The organism is Ktedonobacter robiniae (assembly GCF_016587375.1).
In the GTDB taxonomy this organism is placed as follows: Bacteria; Chloroflexota; Ktedonobacteria; order Ktedonobacterales; family Ktedonobacteraceae; genus Ktedonobacter; species Ktedonobacter robiniae.
In genome coordinates this window covers 562,280-587,320 of the sequence record NZ_BNJG01000001.1, presented here as the reverse complement: position 1 = coordinate 587,320, position 25,041 = coordinate 562,280, and the positions used below count along the sequence as shown (strand labels likewise).

Sequence of the window (25,041 nt, the reverse complement as noted above, 5' to 3'; positions counted from 1 at the left end):
CCCGAGCATGTATGTGGCCTGCTCACGTGAACTGTCGAATGCCAGAAGCTGCTTCTTTTCCTGGCATCCTCGACTCCAATGAGGCGTTGTCACAACTCATTCGGCTTGCGTTTGCCTGTTATTAGTAGGATCAGTCTTTTCTTGCTTCGTGGGCGTTTCGCGTTGTGGGGAGGCTCCCGCGACACTCACCCTGGCTGGACGAATGACGTGGTCCTCGATGATATATCCTTGTTGATGTACATCGAGAATGGTCCCCTCTGGCGCATCTCTTCGAGCCTCGGTCGCGATGGCCTCATGCCAGCGTGGGTTGAATTGTTCGCCGATGGCACCAACACGTTGCACACCCAGTTGGTCAAGCATTGACTCGAGTCTGCGCGCGACCAGAAACAGACCCTGCACCCAGGAATGCGGACACATCTCCGTAGGTGCCGAGCGCAGAGCTATTTCAAGATCGTCCAGGACCGGCAGCATCTGATAGAGCAAGCTACTCTGGGCTGCGATGCGCCCCTCGACCTGTTCCTTGCCCATGCGACGTCGATAATTGGCAAAGTCTGCCTGCGTCCTGCGCAGTTGATCCAGGTACTCTTCCGCTTTGCGGTGCTCTTCCTGTTCTGCTTCGCTCGGGGGAACTGACTGGATGGCTGTCGTCGCTTCAGGCGGAGCCTGCTGTTGCCCCTGTTGGGTTGCCTGGGTAGCTGTCGTGGTTCCAGTTGTGGCCTTCTGTTGTTCCGGATTGTTTGACTGCATAGCATGACCCTCTTCCTTTGAGCACTGTTTTTGACTCTTATTAGCGGCATCTTGCCAAACAACAAACAAGCTATGAAAAAGCAACCGTGAGCACCGCTTCGTAGTGGCTGACGGTGCCGCCATATCTCACCCTTGAGATATTCGTCTCTCAGAAGCGCACTTGGTCGCCTTCCTGGCAGCTTCGCTCACTTGATTGCGTGTTACGCCGAAATACCTTTGAGGTTGCGATAACGATGACGCGGCAATCCATCTAGATACTGAAATTTAGGCGCATCTCTCGTCATTGAGGGTCCTAAGAGAGAGGACCTGCGTTACGACGGTACATTGGAAAACAAGAGTGTAACAATGATCGCCCTTATAGTTCCTCGGAATGAGACCTGCGCCAATTGACTGATCAGTATTTATTTATGCTCTGCTGTTGCCCTTTTCCTTTCATTAAATGAAAGATAGCATCAAATGAAAAATATCTCTATGAATTATTGTCAGTAGCAACACAAATAAAGTATTTAATTGTTCTGGGCTGCAAACCCATAATCCACTATAAATAGCCTGCCATCTAACTATTTATAGTAGAGAATCATGAGAGTGCGACTTCTTGCCCCTATTCCTTGCAAAGCATGTGCTGAGGGGAAGGCGAGAGCACCCTTTCAGGGATACCGCCCTGCGAGTGACCAGTGGGGGTCTGTGTGAGAGAACCCGGCCCCCTGCCCCACATTCATCGGAACCTCCGCCTCTGGATACCCCTACCTTCAGGTATGGGGAGGAAAGAGGCGTTCCTTTCCTTGGGGTAGATAGGGCCGGGAGTACTCCCGACTTGACAAAACACGTTATATATGAAATACATTCTCTATGGACAGAACGATTGTTTTGCAACTTACTCCGACGCACGAGCAAGCCACTCTCTTGCAGCAAACGTTGCAGGAGCATACCGCTTGCTTTCATACTGTGGCTGAAGAAGGCTTTACCTCTCAGTGCAGTAATGGCGTTGAATTGCATAAGCGCACCTACTACGATTTGCGCCGTGAGTATCCCAACTTGCCTTCGCAATTGGTATGTGCCGCTCGTGTGAAAGCCACGGAAGCGGTCAAGAGTGCGCTTGACCGACGCAAGAAGGGGCTCAAGGCGAGTACACCACACTCTCGTGTCTGTCCTATCCGCTATGATGCTCGCTCGTATTGGGTGAAGTGGGAGAGCCTGACCTGTAGCCTTGCCACCGTTGAAGGACGAGTTCAGCTTGCCTTTACCGTTCCCAAACATGCTCAAAAGTACATTGGCGGGAAGGTATGCAGTGCTGATCTGTGTTCTCGCAAGGGCAAGTACACGCTGCATGTGGTGGTGAGTCTTCCTGACCCTCTTGTTACCCCCTCGCAAGAGGTTGTGGGCGTCGATTTGGGCCTCAATCATCCTGCTGTGACCTCCAATCGCCACTTCTTGGGAGAACGACGCTGGAAAGAGCAAGAGCGCCGTATCTTCCGCCTCCGAAGAAAGTTGCAAGCCAAAGGCACCAAGAGCGCGAAACGTCACCTGCGCAAGCTCTCTGGCAAACTGTTTCGGCAACGCAAAGACCATGACCATGTGCTCTCCAAGCGTATCGTGCAACACACGACCCCCGGTTCTACCATTGTGCTTGAGAACCTGACTCACATTCGCTCTCGCACTCGTATGCGCAAGGGGGAAGGGCAGCGCCGCTTGCATTCGTGGTCCTTTGCCCAATTCCATGCCTTCCTCTCGTACAAAGCGCAAGAGAAGGGCATTGACGTGGTGAAGGTAGACCCGCGTCACACCAGCCAAACATGCTCTCGCTGTGGGCATCAGGCACGCAATAACCGTCGTTCTCAAAGTCTCTTCCTCTGTCGTGTGTGTGGATTCAGCTTGAATGCTGACCTCAACGCCTCTCGCAATATTCGAGAGAAACACCTTGCTAGCCTCGGTACATCTTTGGCTAGTGGGCCGCTGTCAGACGACCTATCGTCTCACGCTTCAGCGTAGGGACAAGCCTCCGGCTTTAGCCGTGAGGTATCTGACTGATTACAGGCACCATCGCCTTGCGCCCGTCAACGTGACGCCTCTGTTTGGCTACCTTTCCGAATTCCTGCTACTTGGCGCTGAGGCATCAGCTTGGCAGGTGAAGATGCGTTGGAAGTTGGATGCGCTGCAAGGCATAGAAGGAGTGGTCAGAGGAGCCAATGTAGACAGTGTCTTCATCGGTCGCCACTGAGGCATGGATTGCCCCTTTTGTAGGGTAGCACCAGCGCTTCTCTCCTGAATGAATGTCGAGTGCATAGAGATTACCATCTTCCGAGCCTGCATAGACTGTTCCATCGGTTATTCTCGGTGAGGAGGCTACTGCGCCGCCTGTTCTATATTGCCAACGCTTTTTCCCCGATCGCGCATCGAATGCGTAGAGATGGTGATCGTGTGAGCCAACATACACAATGTCATTGGCAACAGTAGGAGATGAATCCACAATGTTGCCTGTCTCGAACTCCCAGCGTTTTGCTCCTGTCCTGGTATCCAGAGCATAGAGCTTATAGTCGCGTGAGCCTACATAGAGGAGTCCTTGCTCTACAGTGGGCGAAGAATGGACCCCTCCTCCGGTCATGTACGACCATATGAGCTTTCCATCGCTGGCATTGAGCGCATAAACTTGCTGGTCAAGTGAACCTATGTAGAGAACACCATCAACAATGCAGGGCGAGGAAGTGATGTTTCCAGTTGTTTCATAATGCCAGATTTCTTCGCCTGTCTCTACATCGAGGGCGTAGACGCAATGATCAGCTGAACCGACATAGACCATGCCATTCCATTCGCCAGGCGAAGAGATGATGTGTCCCGCAGTAAGGAAATCCCACAGGATAGCTCCTGTGCTTGCGGCCAGGGCGTAAAGCGTAAAATCATTTGACCCGATGTAGATGACCTCGCGTGTGCTATCTGCCAGGGGAGAGGAGAAGATCTCCTCGCCGGTTTCTATGCTCCACTGCACTTCACCAGCTTCCCCTTTAAGCGCGTAGACGTTATGGTCCGTTGAGCCAAAGTAGACCATGCCATTTGCAGTCGCTGGCGAGGATTCGATGGCATTGCCGGTAGTAAAGGTCCATCGGCGGTCGCTGGCGAACTCGTAGAGGTAAGTGTCGGTGGAGGAGACATACAAGATGCCTTCTGCGATGCTCGGCGACGTATCTATTGGTCCCCTGGTGCCGTAACTCCAGAGTTTCTCTCCTGTGAGTGCGTCCAGAGCATAGCAGGAGTGGTCGAAAGAGCCCACAAACAGTGTTTCATCTGAGAAGGCAGGTGGTGCGAGAAGAGGCCCATTGGTCGCATACTGCCACCGCAGCGTGCCAAATCTGGCCTCCAGAGCATAGAGTGTGTAATCATTGGAGCCAACAAAGACCATCCCATAGGCAATGGCTGGCGAGGCGAGAATGGCGTCCCGAGTGGTATAACTCCAGAGCTTTTGCCCGGTTTCACTATTGAGCGCGTAGAGCGTGTGATCTTGCGAACCGAGGTACACCATTTCATCTACGACGGCCGGCGCTGCGCGCACTGTATCCTGAGTTGCATAACTCCAGATGATGGCCCGGCGAATGGCATCAAGGGCGTAGAGTCTGCTTTTCTCCGCTATGTAGATAATGCCGTTGCTTACCGTCAAAGGTACGTGTGCACGTTCTTGCAAGTCATAAGACCAGAGTACGTCACCTAATCCGGCGTCTAAGGCGTAGAGTGTTTGGCCTGCGACAAAGTAGGCAACACTTTCAGCTATGGTGGGCGCGCATAGTAATGTCCCTTGGGCCTGGTAATACCATAGTATACCGCCAGTCCTGGCCTCGAGTGCGCAGACTGTGCGATCAGAGGATGCGATATAGAGGACATCGTCAAGCAGAGTTGGTGCAGATAGAAGATCTCCCTGTGCTTTATAGCTCCAAAGTGGCTTGTGTGTATGCTTATCCAGGGCATAGAGCGTGTGGTTGCGCGCAGCAATGTAGAGCATGTCGTCATTCAGAAGCGGCGGCCATAGCGGGGTATAGCCAATCTGAAGCGTTTCAACCGGTCTCAGGTAGGGGACATTTTCCTTATAAAGTATGGAATGTTCCATGATCCCTCTCCTTAGCCGCACCTGGAGCGACTTTTCTCGCATAAGCAGTAAACAATTGGATGAAAACCACTACGTTCTGAGGGCGATGTTATCCAGGTAACGATGTACGAACATGACCGCCATGGCTCCCTCGCCGACGCTGGAGGCGACGCGTTTGACAGAACCGTGGCGTACGTCGCCGACGGCGAAAACGCCGGGTACATTTGTCTCCAGGTGGAATGGCTCACGATCAAGCGCCCAATCCTCTGGAAGCCGCCCTTCGTGAATAAGGTCCGAACCGGTCAGGATAAAGCCTTTCTCATCCACCCGCACTATGCCTTGTAGCCATTCCGTGTGAGGCTCAGCTCCTATGTAGATGAAGAGTGAGGTTGCGGGCAGCGTTTGCTCAGCCTGGGTGATGTCATTGAAGATTGTGATGCTTTCGAGGTGCTGTTTGCCATGGGCGGCAATGACGTGCGTACTCGTTTTGACCTCGATGTTGGGTGTGCTCGCAATCTGATCAATGAGGTACCTGGACATGTCTTTTGCAAGCGAGTCGGCACGTACCAACATGGTTACATGACGAGCGTATTTTGCAAAGTAAATGGAGGCTTGACCAGCCGAGTTCGCGCCTCCTACGATATACACGTCTTCATCTATACAAGTCATGGCCTCAGTAACGGAGCCGCCATAGTAGACTCCCTTCCCCGTCAGGTGTCCAATTCCTGGTACATCCAATCTGCGGTAAGAGACCCCGCAGGCGAGCACGAGGACATGGCAACGTAATTCTGTGCCGTCACCTAGCTCAACACAACGGTACTGTCCATCCAGGCGCACTTTTGTGGCCTTTTGCGGCGTGATGATCTCCGCCCCAAAGCGTTTGGCCTGGATAACGGCGCGACAGGCGAGATCGCTTCCCGATAATCCCACTGGAAAACCGAGGTAGTTCTCGATTCTCGAACTGGTTCCAGCCTGTCCCCCTGCTGCTTCCTGATCTATGAGCAGGGTGTGCAGCCCCTCTGAGGCGCCATAGACTCCCCCTGCAAGTCCGGCAGGCCCCGAGCCAATGATGATGAGGTCATAGAAAGGTTGCTCTGCATGCGTCTTGAGGTGGATTTTCTCCGCAAGCTGAACTAAACTGGGTTTGACCAGGTAAGAGCCATCTGGACAAATCACAACAGGCAAATTCCTCAGACTGAGACCTAGCTGAGTCAGTACCTGATTCGCCTCCGAGCTATTTTCGACATAGAGCCATTGGTAGGGGATGCGGTTACGTGCCAGGAAGTCGCCAATCTCATGCATCTGGGGTGACCAGCGATGGCCTACAAGGCGTAGCTGGTTCTGGGAGGTTTCATAGAAAGCCAGCCAGTCAGCCAGGAGATCGTCGAGTGCGGGATAGAGATTGGCTTCTGGTGGTTCCCATGGTTTCATGATGTAATAGTCGATGAGTGCCGAGCTGATGGCCTGAATGGCTGCTCGGCTATCCTCATAGGTGGTGAGCAAGATGCGCCTGGCCTTGGGATAGAGGGCGCGTGCGATTTGTAGAAACTCTGAGCCCTGCATCTCTGGCATGTCCGCATCAACCAGGAGAGCGGCAACTGGCTCGTTTTGCACATTCATCTCTCGAAGTTGATCGATGGCTTGTTGACACGAGGTCGCTTCAAGGATGCGAAAGCGGTTTCCGTATTTCTGTTGGAGATCATGTTCAAGCTGATGCAAAGTGGTGGGCGAATCATCCACTACAACGAGAGCAGGCTTCGTCATATCTGACCCCAGTTCAACTAATAGTGTTAATGCTCTACAAATCGCTCTCTCTCAGCCTATTACACGCTTGGTCGCCAAAAGAGGTTTCTCCCTTTCGCATCTGAAGATCTTAGGAGGTTCAATTCTTACACGAGTCATGGTCTCTCTTTAGGAAAATTCTCTATTTATGACTTTGACAAAGATTTACATTTATGATATCTGTCATTTGAGTAAATAAAATAATATACATGCGTTTATGGTAAAGATGGGAATGAAGATTTCATCTCCCTGCAAGGTTGGTTATCAGAACCTTATAAAGCCAGGAGAGTAGAAAGGCTCTTCAGCAGTGCCTTAGCGAAGTTTGTCTACCAGCCAAAGGAGAATTACCATGTCTGTTGCCATGCGCACGATAAAGCTTCCCTCCGGGGAGGCAATTCCAGTGCTTGGACAGGGGACCTGGGGCATGGCGGAAGACGCGCGACATCGAGATGACGAGATCGCGGCATTACGCCTTGGCCTCGATCTCGGTATGATACTGATAGATACAGCTGAAATGTACGCTGATGGTGCTGCTGAAGAACTTGTTGGCGAGGCGATTGCCGGGCGGCGCGACGAGGTTTTTCTGGTCAGCAAGGTGTTGCCAGAGCATGCAACACGGGGCGGGACAATCGCGGCCTGCGAGGGTAGCCTGATGCGTCTCGGAACAGACCGCATTGACCTCTATCTGCTACACTGGCGCGGCCTTGTGCCAGTGAGAGAGACGCTCGGTGCCTTCGCTGATTTAGCCCGTGTCGGTAAAATTCGCCACTGGGGCGTCAGTAACTTCGATGTCTTCGATATGGAAGAACTTGTTATCACGCGCAATGGTGCAGACGTCGCGACCGACCAGGTACTCTACAACCTCACTCGGCGTGGTATCGAGTATGACCTGTTGCCCTGGTGTCGTGCGCGTAATCTTCCAATCATGGCCTACTCGCCGATTGAGCAGGGTCGACTGCTTAATCATCCCGTGCTTCAGAGAGTAGCTGCCAGTCACGGAGTGACGCCGACTCAGCTGGCAATTGCCTGGGTAATCCGGCTTGATGGAGTGAATGCTATTCCCAAAGCCAGTACACCAGAGCACACCCAGGAGAACTGCGGAGCGCTCAAAATCTTCCTCTCGAAACAAGAGCTTGCTATCCTCGACAGCGCGTTTCCACCGCCAACCTCGAAGCGGCCGCTTGAGATGCTCTAATGCGGATCATGACATGCATGGCAAGCATTGAAGGCTGCACCAGGATCAGGTTGAAACTATTGTTTGATAGAATGGAAACGGTAGGTGTTGAAGACTCTACGGTGAAAATAGGAGAAAGAGGCACACACCATGGCGATTAGCCCACATACTGATGAAGAAATTCAAGAGGATGTGCTGAATGAATTGAGGTGGGAGCCACGTGTCCGCGCAAACGAAATCGGCGTCATTACCAGGGATGGGGTCGTCACGTTGCTGGGCTGGGTCGATTCATATGTGCAAAAGGTTGCTGCCGAGGCCGCTGCTCGCCGCGTTCGCGGAGTCAGGGATGTCGTCAATGAAATTGAGGTTCGCCTGGCCAGTTCCGCTCAGCGCACCGATGATGACCTCACTAAACTTGTAAGAGATGCCCTTGCATGGCATGCACCCGTTCCGATTGATGACCTGGATGTGACGGTAAGCAACGGCCGGGTAACGCTTAAGGGTGAGGTCGAGTACAACTTCCAGAAGAGAGAAGCCGAACATGTTGTTCAGCGCATACCAGGGGTCAAGGGCATCAACAATCTTCTCACGGTCAAACCTCATCCGATACCAGGTGACCTGAAGTTAAAAATCGAGGAAGCCCTTGTTCGCAATGCGGAGACGGACGCAAAGCATATTACGGTCGAAGTTCAGGGTAGCAAGGTTATCCTCCACGGGAAGGTACATTCCAATATGGAGAAACTGGTAGCGGAAGAGAGCGCATGGTCAGCTCCCGGTGTCACCGAAGTTGAAAACCGGATCGAGGTTGATCCCGCCTTGGAGCCCGTTACCGGATAAGATCCTGTCAGAAACCCCATATTGTTGCTATGCAGGGGTATAAGACGAGAGTCCCCCTAACAGCGGCCTACTGAGAACAGCTCTATCACCTTGAGCAAGACAAATTGTGCCTCACATAGGTATGAGATGGTGATGTGGAAATGCCTGCGCATTTCCACACCGCTTTAACTAAAGCCTCACCCCTGTCCACGTTGCTGCTGCGTCGTTTGTCCACCTTGTGCTTGCTGCTGCGTCGTTTGTCCACCTTGTGCTGCCTGCTCAGTTTGACCTGCCCCCATAGCTTTTGCTTGCTTGGTACTGGTAACACTGATGTGACGTGCTCTTGCCTCTTCGCGCGCAGGAATGTCTAATTCCAAGATGCCGTTCTCGTCGTAGGAAACGGTGATATTATCAGGATCAAGTGGGCGATCAAATGTGACGTTGCGCTCAAACGCTTCTGTACGAATTTCTCGTCTCAGCAAATTCTTTCGTTTCTGCCGTTCTGTTTCTTCCTGCTTAACCTCTCCTCGAATAGTCAGTGTGTTTGGCTGTGCAATGACCTCAAGGTTTTCTGGGTTAAACCTGGAACGGACAAGCGAATGTGATAGCCCCGGTCAGTTTCTTCCACATCCATAGGAGGAAGCATTTGTGGCAAGGTTTCCGGCCATCCGTGACGCACAAGACTTTGCTCAAGCACATCATCCATGGCCTGACGTAAACTTGCCACCCCGCGCAGTGGATCTGAGCGAATGAGCATAGGATAAACCTTTTCCTTCCTTTTCTTTCAATCTCCTGCACTTCACCTTGGTACGTAAGAACGAATGAGATAGGCTCGAATAGTTTCTGCCTCTTGCTTGTTCAAGGAAAACTGATGTCGAGCTTTCTCTTGTGTTTCGTTCTATGGAAACTACGTTTTGGAGAAAAGGATATGTAACATCTCTGGCACATGTCTCCACTATGCCCCTTTCATTACGATGCTACCTGACTACTACCTCCAAACGGTGTCTGTTTCGATTTTGAGTTATTCTTCAGTTCATTTTTATAAACCAAGGTGATATACTAATAAAATACTTTGAATGCATTATTAGTATTATCGTTTGTATTTGAGGTTTATTTATGATCGGCAAAGAGGCGCAAGAGACAGCTCAACTGAACAATACCACCGCCACTGGGACCCCCCAAGAAAGCCCCAATCTGCGCCGCGCTGTTGGAGTCTGGGGTTCCTATACCTGGGGCTATGCGGATGTCGAGGTTGATGTGTATGTGGCCTTAGGCCTCGTGATGGTGGCGGCCCAGGGTGCGGCAAACGTTGCGTTTCTCTCTTCAGGGTTGGTTTATGTCATGGTCGGCCTTGCTTATACTGAGCTTGCGGCCGCATATCCCATGGCTGGCGGAGGGCAGTTCTATTTCCCAACCTGCCTTGACCTGCTCGCAGGCTACGGGTACAAGCCTGGAAGGAGCCTGCTTGCCTATCTCATCGTTATCTTCTGCTTCACTTGTCTCTATCTATTCACCCCCTCTGCTCATCTTAGCTGGGAAGAGGCACTCGTTTTGAGCGTGGTCTGTTTTCATGGGCGTGGCTTCTTGCTGCAAAACATGTCATTAGGAGATGCCTTCGCACGACTGGCTGCCATAGAAGCAGTATTGGGTCTGTTGATCGAGGTCAGCTTTATTGCGACCTTCACCCAGCGCTTCTTGGGAAAGTGAGAGTCTGATACTCTGAAGCTCTTTTTGGAGAAACGCCTAACAAGCGAGCTACGTGTTTATTTGGACAGAGTCCAGCAAGCAGAAAAGAGGATGAGGCTATGAGCAATCCATTACTTCAATTGAGGCCATTGGGACAAAGCCTGTGGTATGACAATATTGATCGTGCCCAGATCAAGTCTGGACAACTTCACCGTCTCCTTGAGGAAGACGGCGTTGTAGGAGTGACAGCCAATCCCACGACCTTTGAGAAAGCCATACGCGCAGGGCATGCCTATGATGAGCAGATGCATCAACTGATACATGAGGGTAAAAGCGCCAAAGATATTTGTGACACGTTGGTGACAACCGATGTTTGTACAGTGGCCGAGATGCTGTATCCCATCTATGAGTCAACGGGTGGACAGGATGGATATGTCAGCCTGGAAGTCTCGCCTGAACTTGCTCACAATACCGCGAGAACGCTTGAGGAAACACGTCGGTATTGGAACATGATTGCGCGTCCAAACCTCATGATTAAAATACCAGGAACTCCACAGGGTATTGCGGCACTTCAGCAGGCGTTGACAGGGGGCATCAATGTCAATGTGACACTTATCTTCTCTCTGGAGAATTATCGCCGGGTGGCGGAAGCCTATGTGAGCGCCTTAGAGATTCGTCTGCAGCGAGGCCTGGATATAAAACACCTCGCATCCGTTGCTAGCTTCTTTGTCAGCCGCTTGGATGTGCTGATTGATTCATTGCTTGAAGAGAAGATCAAAAACACACGAGATCCCTTAGAGCAGCACAAAATCGCCACATTGAGCGGGAAAGCTGCAATTGCGAACGCGCGTCTGGTCTATCAGGAGTTCAGACAGGTGTTTAGTTCAGCACGTTTTGCCTCGCTTGCGCGAGCAGGAGGAAAGATGCAGCGCCCACTGTGGGCCAGTACCAGTACGAAGAACCCCGCATATCGCGATGTTTTGTATGCGGAAGAACTGATCGGGCCGAACACCGTAGATACCATGCCGCTGGAAACTATAGCGCACTTCCGTGATCATGGGGAAGTGCATTTAAGTATCGAGCGGGATCTTGCCCAGGCGAGCAATGTACTTACATCGCTGGAGCAGATAGGCATCTCTTATGAGAAGGTCACACAGCAACTCCAAGAGGAGGGCATACAGAAGTTTGCTGCTTCGTACTGTGCAATGTATAAAGGAACTCAAGACAAACAAAGTGTAATGGAGCGGCCGTGAATGAGGGCTTGCGGATATTGTTGCTGGCTAGTATGAGCGGGTCTATTTTTGAACACTGGTCGATAGGTAGTTCAATCCATTTTCCTCGATAGAAGCGAAGAAACGAGAAGGAGAGCTGTTATGATAGGCTTTTGGGAAACAGTCAGCAGAATGAATGAGACACGCTGGGGCCATACGGCGACACTCTTGCAAGATGGCCGAGTCTTAGTTGCTGGCGGGAACGGGCTGGATGTGGGGCTAACCAGGTCAACCGCCGAGATCTTTGACCCTCAGACGCTCGAATGGACGCATACTGGGTCGATGAACGACCCACGTTGGGGTCATACGGCGACGCTCTTGCAAGATGGGCAGGTTCTCGTTGCCGGTGGATACGAGGCGGCACAATTTGGTGTGGGGATCCCGGTCCTTGCATCTGCTGAGTTATTCTCCCCTACTACCAACACCTGGGAGAGAGTTCCAAACATGATTAGCGCTCATGCAGAACACGCCGCCACGCTTCTTCCTGGTGGGGAGGTTTTCGTCGCCAACGGCAACGGCGGGGTCGTCGGTGAACCTGCGATTAGCCTCGACCTGGTCGAGTGGTTTGACCCTATTACCGAAACGTGGCACCAGAAGGCAAAGGGTAACTGCCGCTATGCTGGGACCGGTACACTGCTTGCAGACACGTATATGCTTCTGTTCAGCGGCTCGAATTTCATCGGCAAGGCGGAGAATCCTGTCTTTGCGTCTAACCTCTATGATCCGGTGCATGACGCCCTGGATGATACATTGCCGCTCAAGTATGCTCGCGCCTGGCATACCGCTACTCTCCTGCCCGATGGCACTGTCCTCCTGGCTGGCGGGGGCACTAGATTAAGCGCCAATGCGCTAGCTGGTTTCTTTGAGCACGCAGATACTCCAGTCGCGGAGCGCTACTATCCTATTACTCACAAACTGCAGCAGACCGCCAGTATGCAGCAGCGGCGCCATAGGCATACCAGCACCCTGCTCCAGGAAGGAGTTGTACTGGTCGCTGGAGGAAACTACTTTACGACCTCTAAAGGGTCACCAACTGATGTTAGAAGTCTTCGTTCAGCGGAACTTTATCAAATGCTACCTGATAGCTCCCCCCTGGACGGAAGCTGGACAAATGGTGGCGATATGAACGAAGCACGCAGCTGCCACACCGCGACCCTCCTGCAAGACGGAACAGTTCTCATTACAGGCGGGATTCAATTTTCCAGCAGAAAGGTCCTTGCTTCAGTCGAGAGGTTTATCTTCGTTATGCCCTGTTAAGATGTGCCCCATGCACTGATTGGCAGGCACAATGTGTTTGATAAGCCTGCATGCCTCCTTCTCGTCCTGGGTGGGAGCTATGGTAGGTTTTAGAGGTGCCTGGCTTTGATGTAACCCGGCTCTCCTAGAAAAGCACCTCGTCTATGTAACACCAGCGCCAGTCTTCTCCGGGTTCCAGGGAGCGTATGATGGGATGTAATGTCTTGTGAAAATGCTTCGTTGCGTGCTTGTTCTTTGAAGAATCGCAGCAACCAACATGACCGCAGATGAGGCATTCGCGTAGGTGCACCCATGTATCTCCCATTTGCAAACACTCTTCACACCCTCGTGAGCGAGGCTCGACATCTCGTACTAGATCAAGATGTGTACAAGCAATCATATCTTTGCTCTCCTTAGAAACTGTATGAGGGGACGGAAGTATGCTATCGACCATACTAAGGCTGCAATAAATCAATGATGTAATCTGCTCTCCAGGCATCATTTCAGGATGTTTGGCAGCGAGGAGGGTTCAGGCAACTGGACTAAGTTGCCTGAACCCTGGAGATGGAGTCGATGTGTGTATCTCTTAGACGCGCTCCATGTATTCTCCGTTTTCCGTGTTGACGCGGATGCGGTCACCTGGAGAGACGATAGGGGGAACCATGACAGCCAGGCCCGTTTCAAGTCTCGCGGGCCCCTCCATGATGGCGCGCCAGAAACGCCCAACCATGTCAACTCTTTTCACACGCATGATGACCGAGGACGGTAATTCAACGCCAACCGGCTCGCTGTTTAGCAGCAGCATCTTGAGTTCCAGATCATCAACGATGAATTGGCCGCATTCCCCAGCATGTCTGGTGGGAGTTGAAACTCATCTGGATCGTCGGGATTGTCGGAACCGATGTCTGCGAAGTGGTAGAACTCACCATCCCAATGGGTAAAGACGACGGCAAGGCGATCAATCGGGACGATATCTACTGGATAATGCGCATCCAGGGTTCGCTCGATCAATTCATGTGTACGTATGTGGCGCAACTTTACCTTTATGTCCGGATCAACTTGCGCCCTGGTAACCTTCTCCAAATTGACAACCGTATAGGGTTCGCCTTCGACCTGGATAGTGACTCCCTTGGTGATGTCACTTGCTGCAATCATGAAGCACCCCGCTTCCGCACTGTACAACGTCTTCACAAGATTTGTTGTGTAGAAGACATACCTCCTGACATCAACACGAATGGCCATGGAGAAAGGTGTGACAAGCGGCAAGTCAAAAATAGTAATTCGTCGTAGATGAGAATAATTTGGGTATGAGGATCAGCTAATCAAACACTGCCATAGACTTGGGTTAGAATATATTCTTTGTGCGTAACTCCTGACAGATGAGGGCTTTAGCCCGCCGCAAGCTACAGGGATTTATCCCTCGTAGTTAGGCGTTTGTGGCTTTAGCCCCTGCTTGTCGAAAAGATGTTCTACTTCTGCTAGAATACGAGCAACGAATTGGCATAAGGAGATGTGGATGTATCAGATCAAACGAGTCACCATCGGCAAGACCCCACAACTCGATGAGTTGGCTCATGCTTGCGGCGAGGTCTATACCGCAACCCTCGTTTCTTTCTGGCGAACCGTCCGTAAGAAGGGCATCTGGCTCAACCCGAAACATCTGATGCGCTGGCACACCTCTACTAAGCTGCATGCCCATACGGCTGATGCGTGCGTGCAAGCATTCTTTGCTTCACTCAAGAGTTGGAGAAAGCGCCGCAAGACTGATCCAACCGCCAAACCCCCACGGCGCAGAAAATGGTACTTCCGGGTGGAGTACAAGCACAGTGCCATGAGCATGAAAGAGAACACACTCATTCTCTCCAACGGCAAGGGCAACGAGCCATTAGTGCTTGATTGGCCTTGGACGCTGCCGCAAACACTGGTGATTCGCTGGACAGGGACCCAGTACGAAGCCATTGCCACCTATGAGCCGTGTTGTTTTCCCGTGCCAGAAACCGGCAAGAAGATCGCCGGCATCGACTTAGGCGAGGTGCATATGGCCGTTTCACATGATGGCGAGCAGGCGTACATCCTCAATGGGCGTCTCTTGAGGTCTAAGCGGCAATATCGCAACAAGCTGATAGCAAAGCTCAATAAGAAGATCGATGCGAAGAAGAAAGGCTCGCGTCGTCGTAAAAAACTGATCAGATCCAAGCAGAAACAACTCAAGAAACTCAAAAATCAAATCAAAGAGATCGAGCACCAATCGACGAGCAGACTGATTTCCACCCTCCACAGAGACGGGGTGCAAACGCTGGTTATAGGTGATGTACGCTCGATCAGGCAAGATCTGGATGTCGGCACCAAGAATAATCAAAAGCTCCATCAATGGTCCTTTGGTTCCATTCGCCACAAGCTCACCTATAAGGCTGAACGGATCGGCATGGGAGTTGAATTGCATGAAGAGACCTATACCAGTAAAACGTGTCCGGTCTGTGGCAAACGGCGCAAGCGTCCACCCGAAGGAAGGAACTTTCAGTGCACCAAGAAAGACTGCAAGTGGAAAGGCCATCGCGACGTTGTAGGAGCTTTTAATATCAGAGCCAAGTATCGTGAGACCTTTGGCCACTCTCACGTAGTTGGGGTTGGTATGGCTACCCCCATCGGGATGCGCTATATGCCGCATGCTGATGTAGCTCGTAAGGAAGAAGTGTACTTACGAGAAGCCGCAGGGCTTTAGCCCTCGCGGAGAAGTCACTAATGGTCTACGTTACGAAGGTGTTTATATCTTCAAACTCTCCTGGCGGCGATCAATGCCGTCGTATAGACGTGAAAGTGCATTAATTGCAATAGGGGAGAGTGTTATGGGTTGTGTAGTGGTAAATGTGGATAGGAATAAGAACCGGGCTTAAGCCTGGTTCTTATTCCTATCTTTTTCCTTTTTCTCTTTGATCTTTTTTACTCTCCAATGTTGTTCGTCGATTTCTTCCCGAATGGTTCTAGCGAGCTTTTCAGCCTCGCGAAATGTCACTTCCATGCCTTCCAGGTCATGTTCAGCGGATGCGAACATGTCTTCGGAAGGAGGCCCTTGAGTCATCAATTTGATATTTGTTTCTAGCGAATCAACCGTATCCGCGTATTGTGCTAGAGCATTAACGATAGCCCGTATTTTTTGTAAGTTGATCAATGCGTAGTTCATCTGTCTCAGCTCCCTTCTATCACCAGCCTATGCAAAAGAAAAAACACTGGGATTGACAGCAGCAAAATACAGTTGCTAATAACGATTGCCCCGTTTTTGTAGGAAGTTCACACTGGAAGGAGAAAGCTCTTGGCTTTTTCTCCATACACTGTACAATGCATCATTTATTAACACAGCGTATAGAAAGAGGTTCATTCATTTCATAAAAGATGGCTACGCTGAATGAGCGAAAGCAGAATGGGGCTTCAAGTGGGCAAGGGTTACCAGCATAACGATTGCAACGCTATATCAAAGCAGAAACGATCTAAGATTGTTGCGCCAATGAGTTTACTCAAGGCCGCCGTCACATCAATCGCCGATGGCATTATTATTTGTGACCCTGATAATGTGATTGTGCTAATCAATCCTGCAGCGCTGGCAATGTTTGAAATTTCTGGAGAAACATCCTATCTCGGAACAGACTATAACCACTTCCTCTCCCATTATGTCATTCATAATGAAGATCAAACCTCTGATGCTGGTGACATGCACACTATATCTATCAAAACTCCTTCAGGGCGGAAGGCATATGTGCAAGTTCGTTCTGTGCCTATTTTCGATCAGAGGAAGCAAAAGAGAGGAATGATCCACGTCTTTCACGATATGACAGAGCTTCGTCAAAAAGAACTACAATATCAAAAAAGCAATCAATCCCTGCAGGCGTTGCTTTCTTTGCTCACTGCAATCACCTATCTTCCTACTATTGTTGATCTTCTCCCACGCGAGGAGCAAGGGCCATTCCTGCTTCCTCCAAGTATGCATTATATTGGGCAGCAATTGACTAACCTGGTGCTTGAGATACTACACTGTAAGTTGGTTATGCTTCTCTCTCTCAGGCCGCCTGAGGATCACCTCTATTACGTTGCTGTGAGCGGACTGGAGCCGGAGCAAGAACAGATTCGGCGTGAGAACAGTGGGCGTTACACTCTTGCTGACTTCTGTGACGAGCAGATTAGAGCCAAACTATATTCAGGTGAGGTTGTCATTTTGCCATACTCGCGTATCCATCTCCCATTTTATGAGCGCTCTGATAGGAGTGGTTTGTTGACACTGCATGTCCCCCTTTTTGTTGACAAACAGTTAGCGGGAATTCTGTTTATAGCCAGAAGCGATTCTGACAACGCCTATACTCCTGAAGAGATCACGTTAGCGAAATCTGTTGCAACTTTGATAGTATTTGTGATTGAGTGTGTCAGTGCGTTGAATCAACTGAATGGAACGCGTGGCAAAGCACTCATGCGCCAGGAAGCAGATAAAATCATTAATGAATTTCTGTATCTTGCCAGCCATGAATTAAGAACGCCTCTAACCGCCATTATCGGCAATCTCCAGTTAGCTCTGCATCGTTTAGATGTTTTACAACGTCAAGCTAGGGATCATCCAAAGATACTCGCACAGAGATTGGAGTACCTTCGCCAGCCCTTAGAGCAAGCTGCACAAAGTGCGCATTTGCAAGAGAGGATGATCCAAAACATGATAGATGATACTCGTATTCAGACCAATACGCTTATGTTGCACATGAAATTATGTAATCTGACTCAGATTGTTCAAGAAACTATACGAGAGCAGCAGGAGCGGATACTAGATCATAAGATTCTTCTAGAAATTATGCCTTCTAGCGAAGTCATCCCCGTTATCGCTGACGAGAAAAGTATTCGTCGGGTGCTTATCATTTACCTGAAGAATGCCCTTACCTATTCACCAAGAGATTTCCCCGTGCGTACTCAAGTCGCGAGAGAGGGCGCATTGGCACGTGTTTCAGTACATAGTTACGGGGCTGGTATTTCGCTACAGGAGCAAGAGCACGTATGGGATCGATTTTATCGCACGCAGGGGGTTGCGGTACAACATGAATTAGATCTTAGCTTAGGCCTGGAACTCTACATTTGCAAGGCCTTTATTGAGGATCAGCATGGGCACGTTGGCATGCAAAGTGATCCAGGTCATGGCACAACATTCTGGTTTACACTGCCAATCGTCGAGTCTTCTGCTGATAAACTGGATCCGTCCCACTAGAAAATGCCTCCTATTATCCTCGCTTTCGGGTAGGGGCTCGTAGTAGTAGCGGCGCTTTTTCTGAGGTATAAGCCTGATATATGGGTAACGACTCCCCACGGCCACGAGATTTGGAATCAGAATTCCGTCTGCAAAGCCGTGGGCTTCTCAGCCGGCTTGCGCTTGCTGAAAACTCCATCCGAGCCAAAGAGCTTTGATGTTGTGAAGTAGATTGATAGAGCCATCGATACCTGATCCAGTAAGGGGAAATGCTCTACAGCTTTGTTGCCAGCGAATAATAAGAATAGGCTCTGACCCATTATGGGTATCGGTAGTATGGCATGGATAATTACAGACTCACCTGCCAAATTATATCTTTTTGCCTGAGGAGACGCTGAATACTGGCTAGATCATACTGCTGCCGTATCTCTTACTTCTAAGAGTTGTCTGTGGCTCCAATGAGGAAAGAGCATGAAAGATATTAAAAATTACTTACTAGATATGGATGGGGTAATTGTGCAAGGAGATGCCTTGATACCCGGGGCGGCAGAGTTTATACGGCGTCTCCAAGATCAAGGAATTCCGTATTTAATTCTCACTAATAACTCTTTATACACGCCGCGCGATCTCCAGGTGCGGCTTTCCTATCTGGGGCTGAATGTACCTTCGGAAGCGATTTTTACTTCCGCCCTGGCGACTGCACAATTCCTTCAATCTCAGCAGCCTGGTGGGCGCGCGTACGTCATTGGTGAAGCGGGGCTAACGACGCCACTGCATGACATTGGCTACGTGCTCATTGATCGGGAACCAGAGTATGTAATCCTGGGCAATACTAGTACCTATAGTTTCGGACGTATTACGAGAGCCATTCGCTTCATCAATACCGGTGCGCATTTTATCGCGACCAATCCTGATGTTGTGGGTCCAGGTGAAGGAGGCGTCGTCCCAGGAACTGGCTCCGTGGCGGCATTGATCAGTGCAGCGACAGGCGCCAAGCCGTACTACATCGGCAAACCGAATCCGCTGATGATGCGGATGGCCCTGCACACCCTGAACATCCACTCCGAGGATTCGGTGATAATTGGAGATAACATGGAGACTGACATCATCGCCGGGATTGAGAGCGGCATGAAGACCATCCTTGTGCTTAGCGGCGTTACCAGCCGAGAACAAGTGGGACGCTTTCCCTATTGTCCGACCTGGGTATGTGAGTCAATTGCGGATGTGGAAGTATAAGAGGCATCCATGCCGGTGCCTCTTCGCATCTTTTCAGGTCTTCATTTCCGCCAAGCGACCACACAATCCATCCCGCAAGAATCAGAGGAACATATGAACACACCGCTCGAGTTGGCTCTAAAGATTACGGCTGGAGTTGCGATTGGCCTCTGTATTGGCCTGGAACGCCAGTGGGCACATAAAGAGGCGGGTGTACGTACCTTTGCCATCACGGCACTGCTTGGCACGATTACCTGGCTGATCACCCCTACACTGGCTTTTGTGCAATGGAGTACGGTGCTTCTGGCGATTATTTTCCTCAATATCTATAGTCTGTGGAAAGAACACTCAGCAGAGATTACAACTTCTCTCGCTCTGGCAGCCACAGATCTCCTGGGCATGCTCGTCGGCATGGGCAACTATTTTCTCGCTTTTGCTTGTGCTATTGCCATCACCGCCCTCCTCTCCTGGAAAACAGAACTGGTCACATTTACCAGCAAACTTACCGTGGCCGAGATTCGCGGAGCGCTCCTCCTTGCTTTTATTACCGCAGTCGTCTATCCCCTCCTCCCTAAGCAGCCTCTCGATCCCTGGCACATCTTGGATCTGCGCTCAGTTTGGCTGACGGTCATTCTGGTCTCAGGTTTGCAATTTCTCAACTATATTCTGCTTCGTCAGTTAGGGAATCGCGGAATATACTATAGCGCGCTCCTTGGAGGCCTGATAAATAGCGCAGCAACCGCTATTCTCCTGGGACAAGAGGCAAAGGTTGACATTGACACTGAACGCGAAGCGCCAGGAAATATGCTGCTCGCTGACACAGCAATGATTTTGCGCAACTGGGCGTTGGTCCTTCTCTTTGTTCTCCCACACGGTATTCAACCAGCATTCCCAACTATTGTTGTGCTGGTCCCGATGATGCTGGTCGCCGCAGGCGTAGCCGCTAGTTCTATGGCGGAGGCTCATAAGAGCAAGCTCTATCCCTTTCATCGACGATTCTCGACCGTCCCACGACAAGACTCCGGGGAAAGGCACGAGAAGAAACCATCAGGTGTTTTTCCACAACCACTGAAGACAGTCCAGCAAATTTCAACCCAAACGCTGGACAATGAACAGTCACGACCCCCTGAGCAGACAGATGGCGCATCAAACACGCCAGGGAACGATGGGCAACCTTCAGGCGGAATACAGAAGCAGTTTCTTCGTTCACCACTCTTGCTGCGTTCGGTCTTGAGTTTTGGCCTGCTTTTCCTGCTTCTGACTATCTTGAGCGGATTGGGCAAGCTTCTCTTTGGCTCACTAGGTTTTCTGATTGTTATCGTTGTAGGAGCCCTGGCCAGTGCTGCCTCATCTTCTGTGCTGGTTGGACAGGAATTGGCGCGAGGTACTCTCGCCAGTTATCCTGCTGCAATCGCGATGTTTCTGGCAACGCTTGTTGGCTTGTTAGAGAATGTAGCCATCTTCTGGGTGGTGACGCACAAGTCTAGCATCAGCTTTCGCATCCTTCTCCTCACCCTTCCCATCATAGCAGCCGGCTTAATAGCGATTTTCTTGGAAATGCACCTGGGCTAAGATGGATAATCCCGATGCCACTCTCGATTCCAGAATAATATCGTCGTCAGATCATAGGAATGCACCTCGGCATTCATCCCGTACAAGCACCTCTCCTGCCACTGTGCATGCAACGAGGGAGTTTCATCATACTAAAATCTTATTCCGAAACCCAACGCCACTGGCGTGACTAGCGCTTCGCGCTCAGGGTTTTCGGAGAAGTAGTAACGCTGGAACGAGCCAGGTCCAAGAGTTCACACTGACGCACAATGCTAAGTGTCGAATGCTCTGGTTCGATCAGTTGACGCTTTTGCTCAAAGGAGTTGGCCAGATTTCCTCTGAAAAGTCAGCGTGGAGGACAAAGAATCTCCCCCTACGATCTAGTATTACAACGAGACTTTACCAACGCAGCCCCTGCAATTGGGCAAGAAGCCGCTTGCGATGAGAGCAATAGGCGGCGTAGTTGTGGCGCTGCTGATACGCGATCAACGCCAGGGCTGCAGGCAGATCCAGCACGGGTTGAGGCAAGGCAACCTGCAAGAGCAAGCGCACCTGGGCGATGCTCAGTGGCAGAGAGGCATGCGCGTCCAAGCTGGGCACCTCACCTGGCGTGGGCAAGGGGCGTGTCGTTGTTGGGCGCAAGATCCCCCTCTCTCTGGTTCAGGCGTTGTTGCCAACGAACCAGGAAATGATGAGCGAGAATGACCGTCGTCATGTGATGGTGCCACCCGCGCCAGAACCGCAGCTCGTAGTGGTCCATGCCCAATTCCCCCTTGCATTCGGCAAAACAGGTCTCGATGGGCCAGCGCATCCCGCTCACCCGCACAAACATGGCAAGCGGTGTCTCCAGCGGAGCGTTGCTCAAGTAAAATTTCCATTCCGGCTCTTCTGCAGAACCGCTGACTTTGCGTCGGATCACCACCCAGACCTGAGGGCCTGGCAGCCGATTAAGCGGCAGGATAGCGCGCAGCACGAGAAAATCAGCGACCAGCGGGCCTTTGTGCCCCTCCAACAGACGGTAGCGCTGCCAACGAGAAGCAGGCCACTGCTTGGCGAGATCCTCCAGCGGCACTTTGGCTGAGCGGCTGCATCCCAGCCGCTCTCGCTGTGGGACCGGTCCTTTGCGCGAACGAGTCTGTGGTGGAACCCAACTGCTCGGACGATCCCGTGGCGTTTGCCCATCGATTTCCAGCAGTGGCCACACCTTGGTATCTCGCGGCACCTCGGCCAAATACCACAACCCCGTCGCGTCCAGCCGTTGCAGGAAGGCAGGGGAGTCGCCATATCCCTCGTCACAAACGACCCACTGCGCTTGGAGACGTCCAGAAGCCATAATGCCTTCTACCAACTGCGCTGCCAGTTCGTGCTTGGTTTGAAAGGGAATCTTGTCGGGAATCTGGCAGCCCTGCCACAGCGTCCGGTGATCCTCATCAAACTAGGACTCAGGCAGGTAGAGACACCGATCAAGGAGCGTCGCACCTTTGCGGCTCGCATAGCCCAGAAAGACGCCCGCCTGGCAGTTCTCCTTTTTCCCGGTATTTCCGCACCACTGGGGAGCGACTCCTACTGAATGAGAGCCGTGTTTGGGAACGTCCGAACCATCGACGATCAGGACCCCATCCTCTTCGCCGAGCGTCTCGTTCACCAGGCGCTGATGTTCGGCCAGCAGGGCGTCATCATCCCACTTGCCCTCCCCAATGAATTGCTGGAGAGCGCGCACCTGCCGTTCCGCATGCGGCCCCACTCCCAACAGGCGCAGGGCCATCGCTTCCACATTCTTGCGCGGCACATTCGCCGTAAGCAGTCCACGCAAATAGACATCCGCCCACTCCCGCTGTTCACGCCGAGAAAACAACGGGGCGAAGTGCTGATGATAAGCCAGCAGTTCTTCGCTCAGGGAAGCCACCTCTTCCGAGGTCAAGTCCTGCACCGCCAGTCGGCCTGGAAGAGGCGGCTGGCAGTTCTATCGATCATGAGAGACATTGGGTTTCACCTCCAGGTACAGAGTCCCGAGGTCGAGTGCACGGACCCAGGAACTCTTGGGATGGCGGCCTGTGCACCCTGCACTGATCCCGGACCTCGAACAACACTACTTCAACAACTGATGTGAGGCTGAGGGTCACTCCTCATGACAACAGCCGCTTTCCGTATGAACGGACCGGAAGACAACGCGAAGCGCTTCGCGTTGTCTTCCGGTCCGTTCATACGGAAAGCGGCCTAATGCTATTCTCCTTGATAGGTTGGGAATTTCCCGATCATCCTGCTGTGAATTTGCACCTGATGAGTGCTTTCATCCGCCTTTGGAGCCATTTCTTCAGGTTCAGGATGGTCGATTTCGACGCTTCGCACTGATTTTGTCAGTTTCGCCACTTGACAACTGTACTTTACAACTGGTGTTTGCTGAAATCCAATGCCAGTCATTGATCCCTGTTGATTCGTTTGCTGCTGCATATCTTCATAATAGACAACATTTAACCGCTAGAAAAGAGCTTGGCCTGTTTTGGTACTTTCAGAAAGATGTGTAACACTATGAATGAAATGTATCGCAAAGACTCCAGAGAACACCTGCCTCCCTTGTTTTTTCTGAAAGGATGTTCTATAGTTACTTCGTAAGCAGTTTCAGTCACTACCAACCTGCCTATGCGAGTTGGCGAACACTTTTGTGCGTCAAGGAGACGGCGCAGCGGAGGTTTGCAGCAGGTCAAGGCAGGTAGTCATGGATGAATGTGCTTGTGAACATTTTTGCAGGACGTGCTCACATGGAATGCGGTAACGTGAAACCCGCCCGTGGAGCCATTTTATAAGAAGCAAGCGGTGATTTTGTGCCAACCTGCCTTCCAAGCAGGCTGTCGCGAGTTCGAGTCTCGTCTCCCGCTTTTCTTGTATCAATCGTCCCTTTGCAAGCCCATGAGAGGCCACTTTACACGAAGTGACCGGTCGAGAGGCGAGCAAAGGGACGATGCGTTTTTGGATCACAATTGATCAAATGCCAGTTGGTACGCTTCGGGGTCTATCCAGTTATTTTTTCTAGTCGTTGATCATTTCCTCAGAAGAGCAGAACGCCCGCTTGGATAATGCCTGTTTTAAACATTCATAAACAGAGCCTAGAGGCAGCGGAGCATCCTTGCCATCAACTCAATGGCCTCCGTGTCCTCCAGCCCTTGCTCACGCACGAGCGAGCGCCAGGTTTGAAAGCTGATGGCATGCCCGATAGCGGCACGAATCCGTGCCGAACATGGTGCGTTTTTGGGTTCCCACGCCGAAGCCAACAGATCCCGGACCTGCTCCCAATATGCGAAGTAGGGAGCAAGCACTTCACGCAGGATTGGCTTCTCTTCCATATCATGCAGAGCGTGCCGGGACATCTGCTCGGTGCGACGATGAAAGGCATAAATCTCGCTGAGTCCTCTCCTCAGCCGCTGTTCGTCATCCTGGATGCTTTGCCAGGGGCCAGGATCGGGAGGAGGGTTGAGCGCTTGATAATGGCTGGTGCAGGCCATTGCAAGCGAACGCTCATCTGGGAAGTGACGGTAGATCGTCAGCCGTTCGACGCCTGCTAACTCCGCAATGACACTGATGGAGGCTTTGGCTCCTCCGACCGTCTGATGGAGGCAGACCGCTGCCTCGATAATGCGCTGTCGCGTCTCCTCCTGATGTTTCGCACGTTGCTGTAACGTGTATTTGCGCGCCATTGGTTCTCTTCCTTTTGCTTGCCTACCCACATTTCGCTAAACAGAGGTGTTCAATGATATTGACAAGCCTGAATATCTCAGATATGCTTAGTTTAGAATCATGATACACCCTTGTTTGCCGAAAGGAAAGGAGCACTCCATGTCCCTCGAACAGAACAAAGCGGTCCTCACTCGTTTTGTCAACTTCATTAATACCGGCAAAACGGCCATCGCCGACGAGGTGGTAGCCCTTGACTTCCTCGAACGTGATCCCTTCCCTGGTCAACAGCCAGGTCGCGAGGGTCTCAAAGCCGTCATTCTCATGATTCGTGCCGCCTTTCCCGATCTGGAGTGGGTCGTAGATGAAATGGTAGCCGAAGGGGAGACAGTCGCCAGCCGCTTTACCTGGCGTGGCACCCATCGCGGTGCCTTTTTTGGCGTGCCTGCGACGGGCAAGCAGATCATGGTGACGGGAATGGTCTTTGATCGGGTGGTTGAGGGGCAACTGGTGGAGAGCCAAATCCTCATGGACATCTTAAGTCTCTTGACGCAAATGGGGGCCATTGCGCTGCCTGGGGAGCCACCAGCTTAGCCAAAAGTCTCAC

23 protein-coding genes, 1 tRNA gene and 2 pseudogenes are annotated in these 25,041 nt (G+C 51.5%); 12 read left to right on the top strand and 14 right to left on the bottom strand.

What is annotated here, in order from left to right:
* Positions 1 to 96: 96 nt before the first annotated feature.
* The gene (locus JMJ04_RS02375; RefSeq protein WP_201368963.1) at positions 97 to 747 is read right to left on the bottom strand and encodes a nucleotide exchange factor GrpE; all 651 of its coding nucleotides are present in this window, start codon (positions 745 to 747) and stop codon (positions 97 to 99) included.
* Positions 748 to 1,596: 849 nt separating this feature from the next.
* Between JMJ04_RS02375 and JMJ04_RS02370 the strand changes: the two genes are divergently transcribed.
* A complete protein-coding gene (locus tag JMJ04_RS02370) occupies positions 1,597 to 2,736 on the top strand; it encodes an RNA-guided endonuclease InsQ/TnpB family protein (protein ID WP_201368962.1) in 1,140 nt (379 codons plus the stop codon).
* Positions 2,737 to 2,860: 124 nt separating this feature from the next.
* Here the strand turns inward: JMJ04_RS02370 and JMJ04_RS02365 are convergent, their stop codons facing one another.
* Positions 2,861 to 4,840 (bottom strand): outer membrane protein assembly factor BamB family protein, encoded by a 1,980-nt coding sequence (locus JMJ04_RS02365; RefSeq protein WP_201368961.1) that lies wholly within the window; start codon positions 4,838 to 4,840, stop codon positions 2,861 to 2,863.
* Positions 4,841 to 4,909: 69 nt separating this feature from the next.
* Positions 4,910 to 6,583: an FAD-dependent oxidoreductase gene (locus tag JMJ04_RS02360; RefSeq protein ID WP_201368960.1), complete on the bottom strand. Its 1,674-nt coding sequence runs from the start codon at positions 6,581 to 6,583 to the stop codon at positions 4,910 to 4,912.
* Between the two features lie 367 nt (positions 6,584 to 6,950).
* On the opposite strand from JMJ04_RS02360, the gene JMJ04_RS02355 reads away from it, so the two are divergent.
* The gene (locus JMJ04_RS02355; protein ID WP_201368959.1) at positions 6,951 to 7,796 is read left to right on the top strand and encodes an aldo/keto reductase; all 846 of its coding nucleotides are present in this window, start codon (positions 6,951 to 6,953) and stop codon (positions 7,794 to 7,796) included.
* Between the two features lie 129 nt (positions 7,797 to 7,925).
* A complete protein-coding gene (locus tag JMJ04_RS02350; RefSeq protein WP_201368958.1) occupies positions 7,926 to 8,612 on the top strand; it encodes a BON domain-containing protein in 687 nt (228 codons plus the stop codon).
* 176 nt (positions 8,613 to 8,788) lie between these two features.
* Here the strand turns inward: JMJ04_RS02350 and JMJ04_RS02345 are convergent, their stop codons facing one another.
* Complete coding sequence (locus JMJ04_RS02345; protein ID WP_236038115.1) at positions 8,789 to 9,124, bottom strand: Hsp20/alpha crystallin family protein; 336 nt, start codon at positions 9,122 to 9,124, stop codon at positions 8,789 to 8,791.
* Positions 9,125 to 9,126: 2 nt separating this feature from the next.
* Positions 9,127 to 9,348: an Hsp20/alpha crystallin family protein gene (locus JMJ04_RS02340; protein ID WP_201368957.1), complete on the bottom strand. Its 222-nt coding sequence runs from the start codon at positions 9,346 to 9,348 to the stop codon at positions 9,127 to 9,129.
* A 359-nt stretch (positions 9,349 to 9,707) separates the two neighbouring features.
* Here JMJ04_RS02340 and JMJ04_RS46375 point away from each other — a divergent pair, with 359 nt between their 5' ends.
* The 3 genes from JMJ04_RS46375 to JMJ04_RS02325 all read left to right on the top strand — a co-directional run bounded on the left by JMJ04_RS46375 (position 9,708) and on the right by JMJ04_RS02325 (position 12,805).
* Positions 9,708 to 10,298 (top strand): hypothetical protein, encoded by a 591-nt coding sequence (locus tag JMJ04_RS46375; RefSeq protein WP_236037893.1) that lies wholly within the window; start codon positions 9,708 to 9,710, stop codon positions 10,296 to 10,298.
* Between the two features lie 98 nt (positions 10,299 to 10,396).
* Positions 10,397 to 11,530, top strand: a complete 1,134-nt coding sequence (gene tal, locus JMJ04_RS02330) for a transaldolase (protein ID WP_201368956.1) — start codon at positions 10,397 to 10,399, stop codon at positions 11,528 to 11,530.
* Positions 11,531 to 11,650: 120 nt separating this feature from the next.
* Entirely contained in the window at positions 11,651 to 12,805 is a 1,155-nt protein-coding gene (locus JMJ04_RS02325; protein WP_201368955.1) for a Kelch repeat-containing protein, read from the top strand.
* Between the two features lie 124 nt (positions 12,806 to 12,929).
* On the opposite strand, the gene JMJ04_RS02320 is transcribed toward JMJ04_RS02325, so the two are convergent.
* From JMJ04_RS02320 to JMJ04_RS46365, 3 genes are all read right to left on the bottom strand, one after another.
* Positions 12,930 to 13,184 carry a ubiquitin carboxyl-terminal hydrolase 14 gene (locus JMJ04_RS02320; RefSeq protein WP_201368954.1) on the bottom strand — a complete coding sequence of 85 codons (255 nt, stop codon included), beginning with the start codon at positions 13,182 to 13,184 and terminating at the stop codon, positions 12,930 to 12,932.
* Between the two features lie 186 nt (positions 13,185 to 13,370).
* Positions 13,371 to 13,589: a hypothetical protein gene (locus tag JMJ04_RS46370; protein WP_236037892.1), complete on the bottom strand. Its 219-nt coding sequence runs from the start codon at positions 13,587 to 13,589 to the stop codon at positions 13,371 to 13,373.
* Entirely contained in the window at positions 13,577 to 13,939 is a 363-nt protein-coding gene (locus JMJ04_RS46365; RefSeq protein ID WP_236037891.1) for a hypothetical protein, read from the bottom strand. The genes JMJ04_RS46370 and JMJ04_RS46365 overlap by 13 nt, the downstream gene beginning before the upstream one ends.
* A gap of 361 nt (positions 13,940 to 14,300) precedes the next feature.
* Between JMJ04_RS46365 and JMJ04_RS02310 the strand changes: the two genes are divergently transcribed.
* Positions 14,301 to 15,506, top strand: coding sequence for an RNA-guided endonuclease InsQ/TnpB family protein (locus JMJ04_RS02310; protein ID WP_201368953.1), 1,206 nt, complete (start codon positions 14,301 to 14,303; stop codon positions 15,504 to 15,506).
* Positions 15,507 to 15,674: 168 nt separating this feature from the next.
* Here the strand turns inward: JMJ04_RS02310 and JMJ04_RS02305 are convergent, their stop codons facing one another.
* Positions 15,675 to 15,965: a hypothetical protein gene (locus JMJ04_RS02305; protein ID WP_201368952.1), complete on the bottom strand. Its 291-nt coding sequence runs from the start codon at positions 15,963 to 15,965 to the stop codon at positions 15,675 to 15,677.
* Positions 15,966 to 16,187: 222 nt separating this feature from the next.
* Between JMJ04_RS02305 and JMJ04_RS02300 the strand changes: the two genes are divergently transcribed.
* From JMJ04_RS02300 to JMJ04_RS02290, 3 genes are all read left to right on the top strand, one after another.
* Positions 16,188 to 18,020, top strand: coding sequence for a sensor histidine kinase (locus JMJ04_RS02300; protein ID WP_236037889.1), 1,833 nt, complete (start codon positions 16,188 to 16,190; stop codon positions 18,018 to 18,020).
* Positions 18,021 to 18,470: 450 nt separating this feature from the next.
* Entirely contained in the window at positions 18,471 to 19,235 is a 765-nt protein-coding gene (locus JMJ04_RS02295; RefSeq protein WP_201368951.1) for an HAD-IIA family hydrolase, read from the top strand.
* A gap of 93 nt (positions 19,236 to 19,328) precedes the next feature.
* A complete protein-coding gene (locus JMJ04_RS02290; protein WP_201368950.1) occupies positions 19,329 to 20,786 on the top strand; it encodes an MgtC/SapB family protein in 1,458 nt (485 codons plus the stop codon).
* A 176-nt stretch (positions 20,787 to 20,962) separates the two neighbouring features.
* Here the strand turns inward: JMJ04_RS02290 and JMJ04_RS48560 are convergent.
* The 4 genes and pseudogenes from JMJ04_RS48560 to JMJ04_RS02275 form a co-directional block, all read right to left on the bottom strand.
* A pseudogene (locus JMJ04_RS48560) lies at positions 20,963 to 21,087 on the bottom strand (IS3 family transposase); the annotation flags it as partial.
* A gap of 77 nt (positions 21,088 to 21,164) precedes the next feature.
* Positions 21,165 to 21,365 (bottom strand): hypothetical protein, encoded by a 201-nt coding sequence (locus JMJ04_RS02285; RefSeq protein ID WP_236038111.1) that lies wholly within the window; start codon positions 21,363 to 21,365, stop codon positions 21,165 to 21,167.
* A 1-nt stretch (position 21,366) separates the two neighbouring features.
* Positions 21,367 to 22,671 (bottom strand): annotated as a pseudogene (locus JMJ04_RS02280) (IS701 family transposase).
* A 317-nt stretch (positions 22,672 to 22,988) separates the two neighbouring features.
* Positions 22,989 to 23,216 carry a hypothetical protein gene (locus tag JMJ04_RS02275; RefSeq protein ID WP_201368948.1) on the bottom strand — a complete coding sequence of 76 codons (228 nt, stop codon included), beginning with the start codon at positions 23,214 to 23,216 and terminating at the stop codon, positions 22,989 to 22,991.
* 360 nt (positions 23,217 to 23,576) lie between these two features.
* Here JMJ04_RS02275 and JMJ04_RS02270 point away from each other — a divergent pair.
* A tRNA-Ser gene (locus JMJ04_RS02270) sits at positions 23,577 to 23,641 on the top strand.
* Positions 23,642 to 23,869: 228 nt separating this feature from the next.
* On the opposite strand, the gene JMJ04_RS02265 is transcribed toward JMJ04_RS02270, so the two are convergent.
* Positions 23,870 to 24,457: a TetR/AcrR family transcriptional regulator gene (locus tag JMJ04_RS02265; RefSeq protein ID WP_201368947.1), complete on the bottom strand. Its 588-nt coding sequence runs from the start codon at positions 24,455 to 24,457 to the stop codon at positions 23,870 to 23,872.
* A gap of 139 nt (positions 24,458 to 24,596) precedes the next feature.
* Here JMJ04_RS02265 and JMJ04_RS02260 point away from each other — a divergent pair, with 139 nt between their 5' ends.
* Positions 24,597 to 25,028 (top strand): ester cyclase, encoded by a 432-nt coding sequence (locus tag JMJ04_RS02260; protein ID WP_201368946.1) that lies wholly within the window; start codon positions 24,597 to 24,599, stop codon positions 25,026 to 25,028.
* The last annotated feature ends 13 nt before the right edge of the window (positions 25,029 to 25,041 follow it).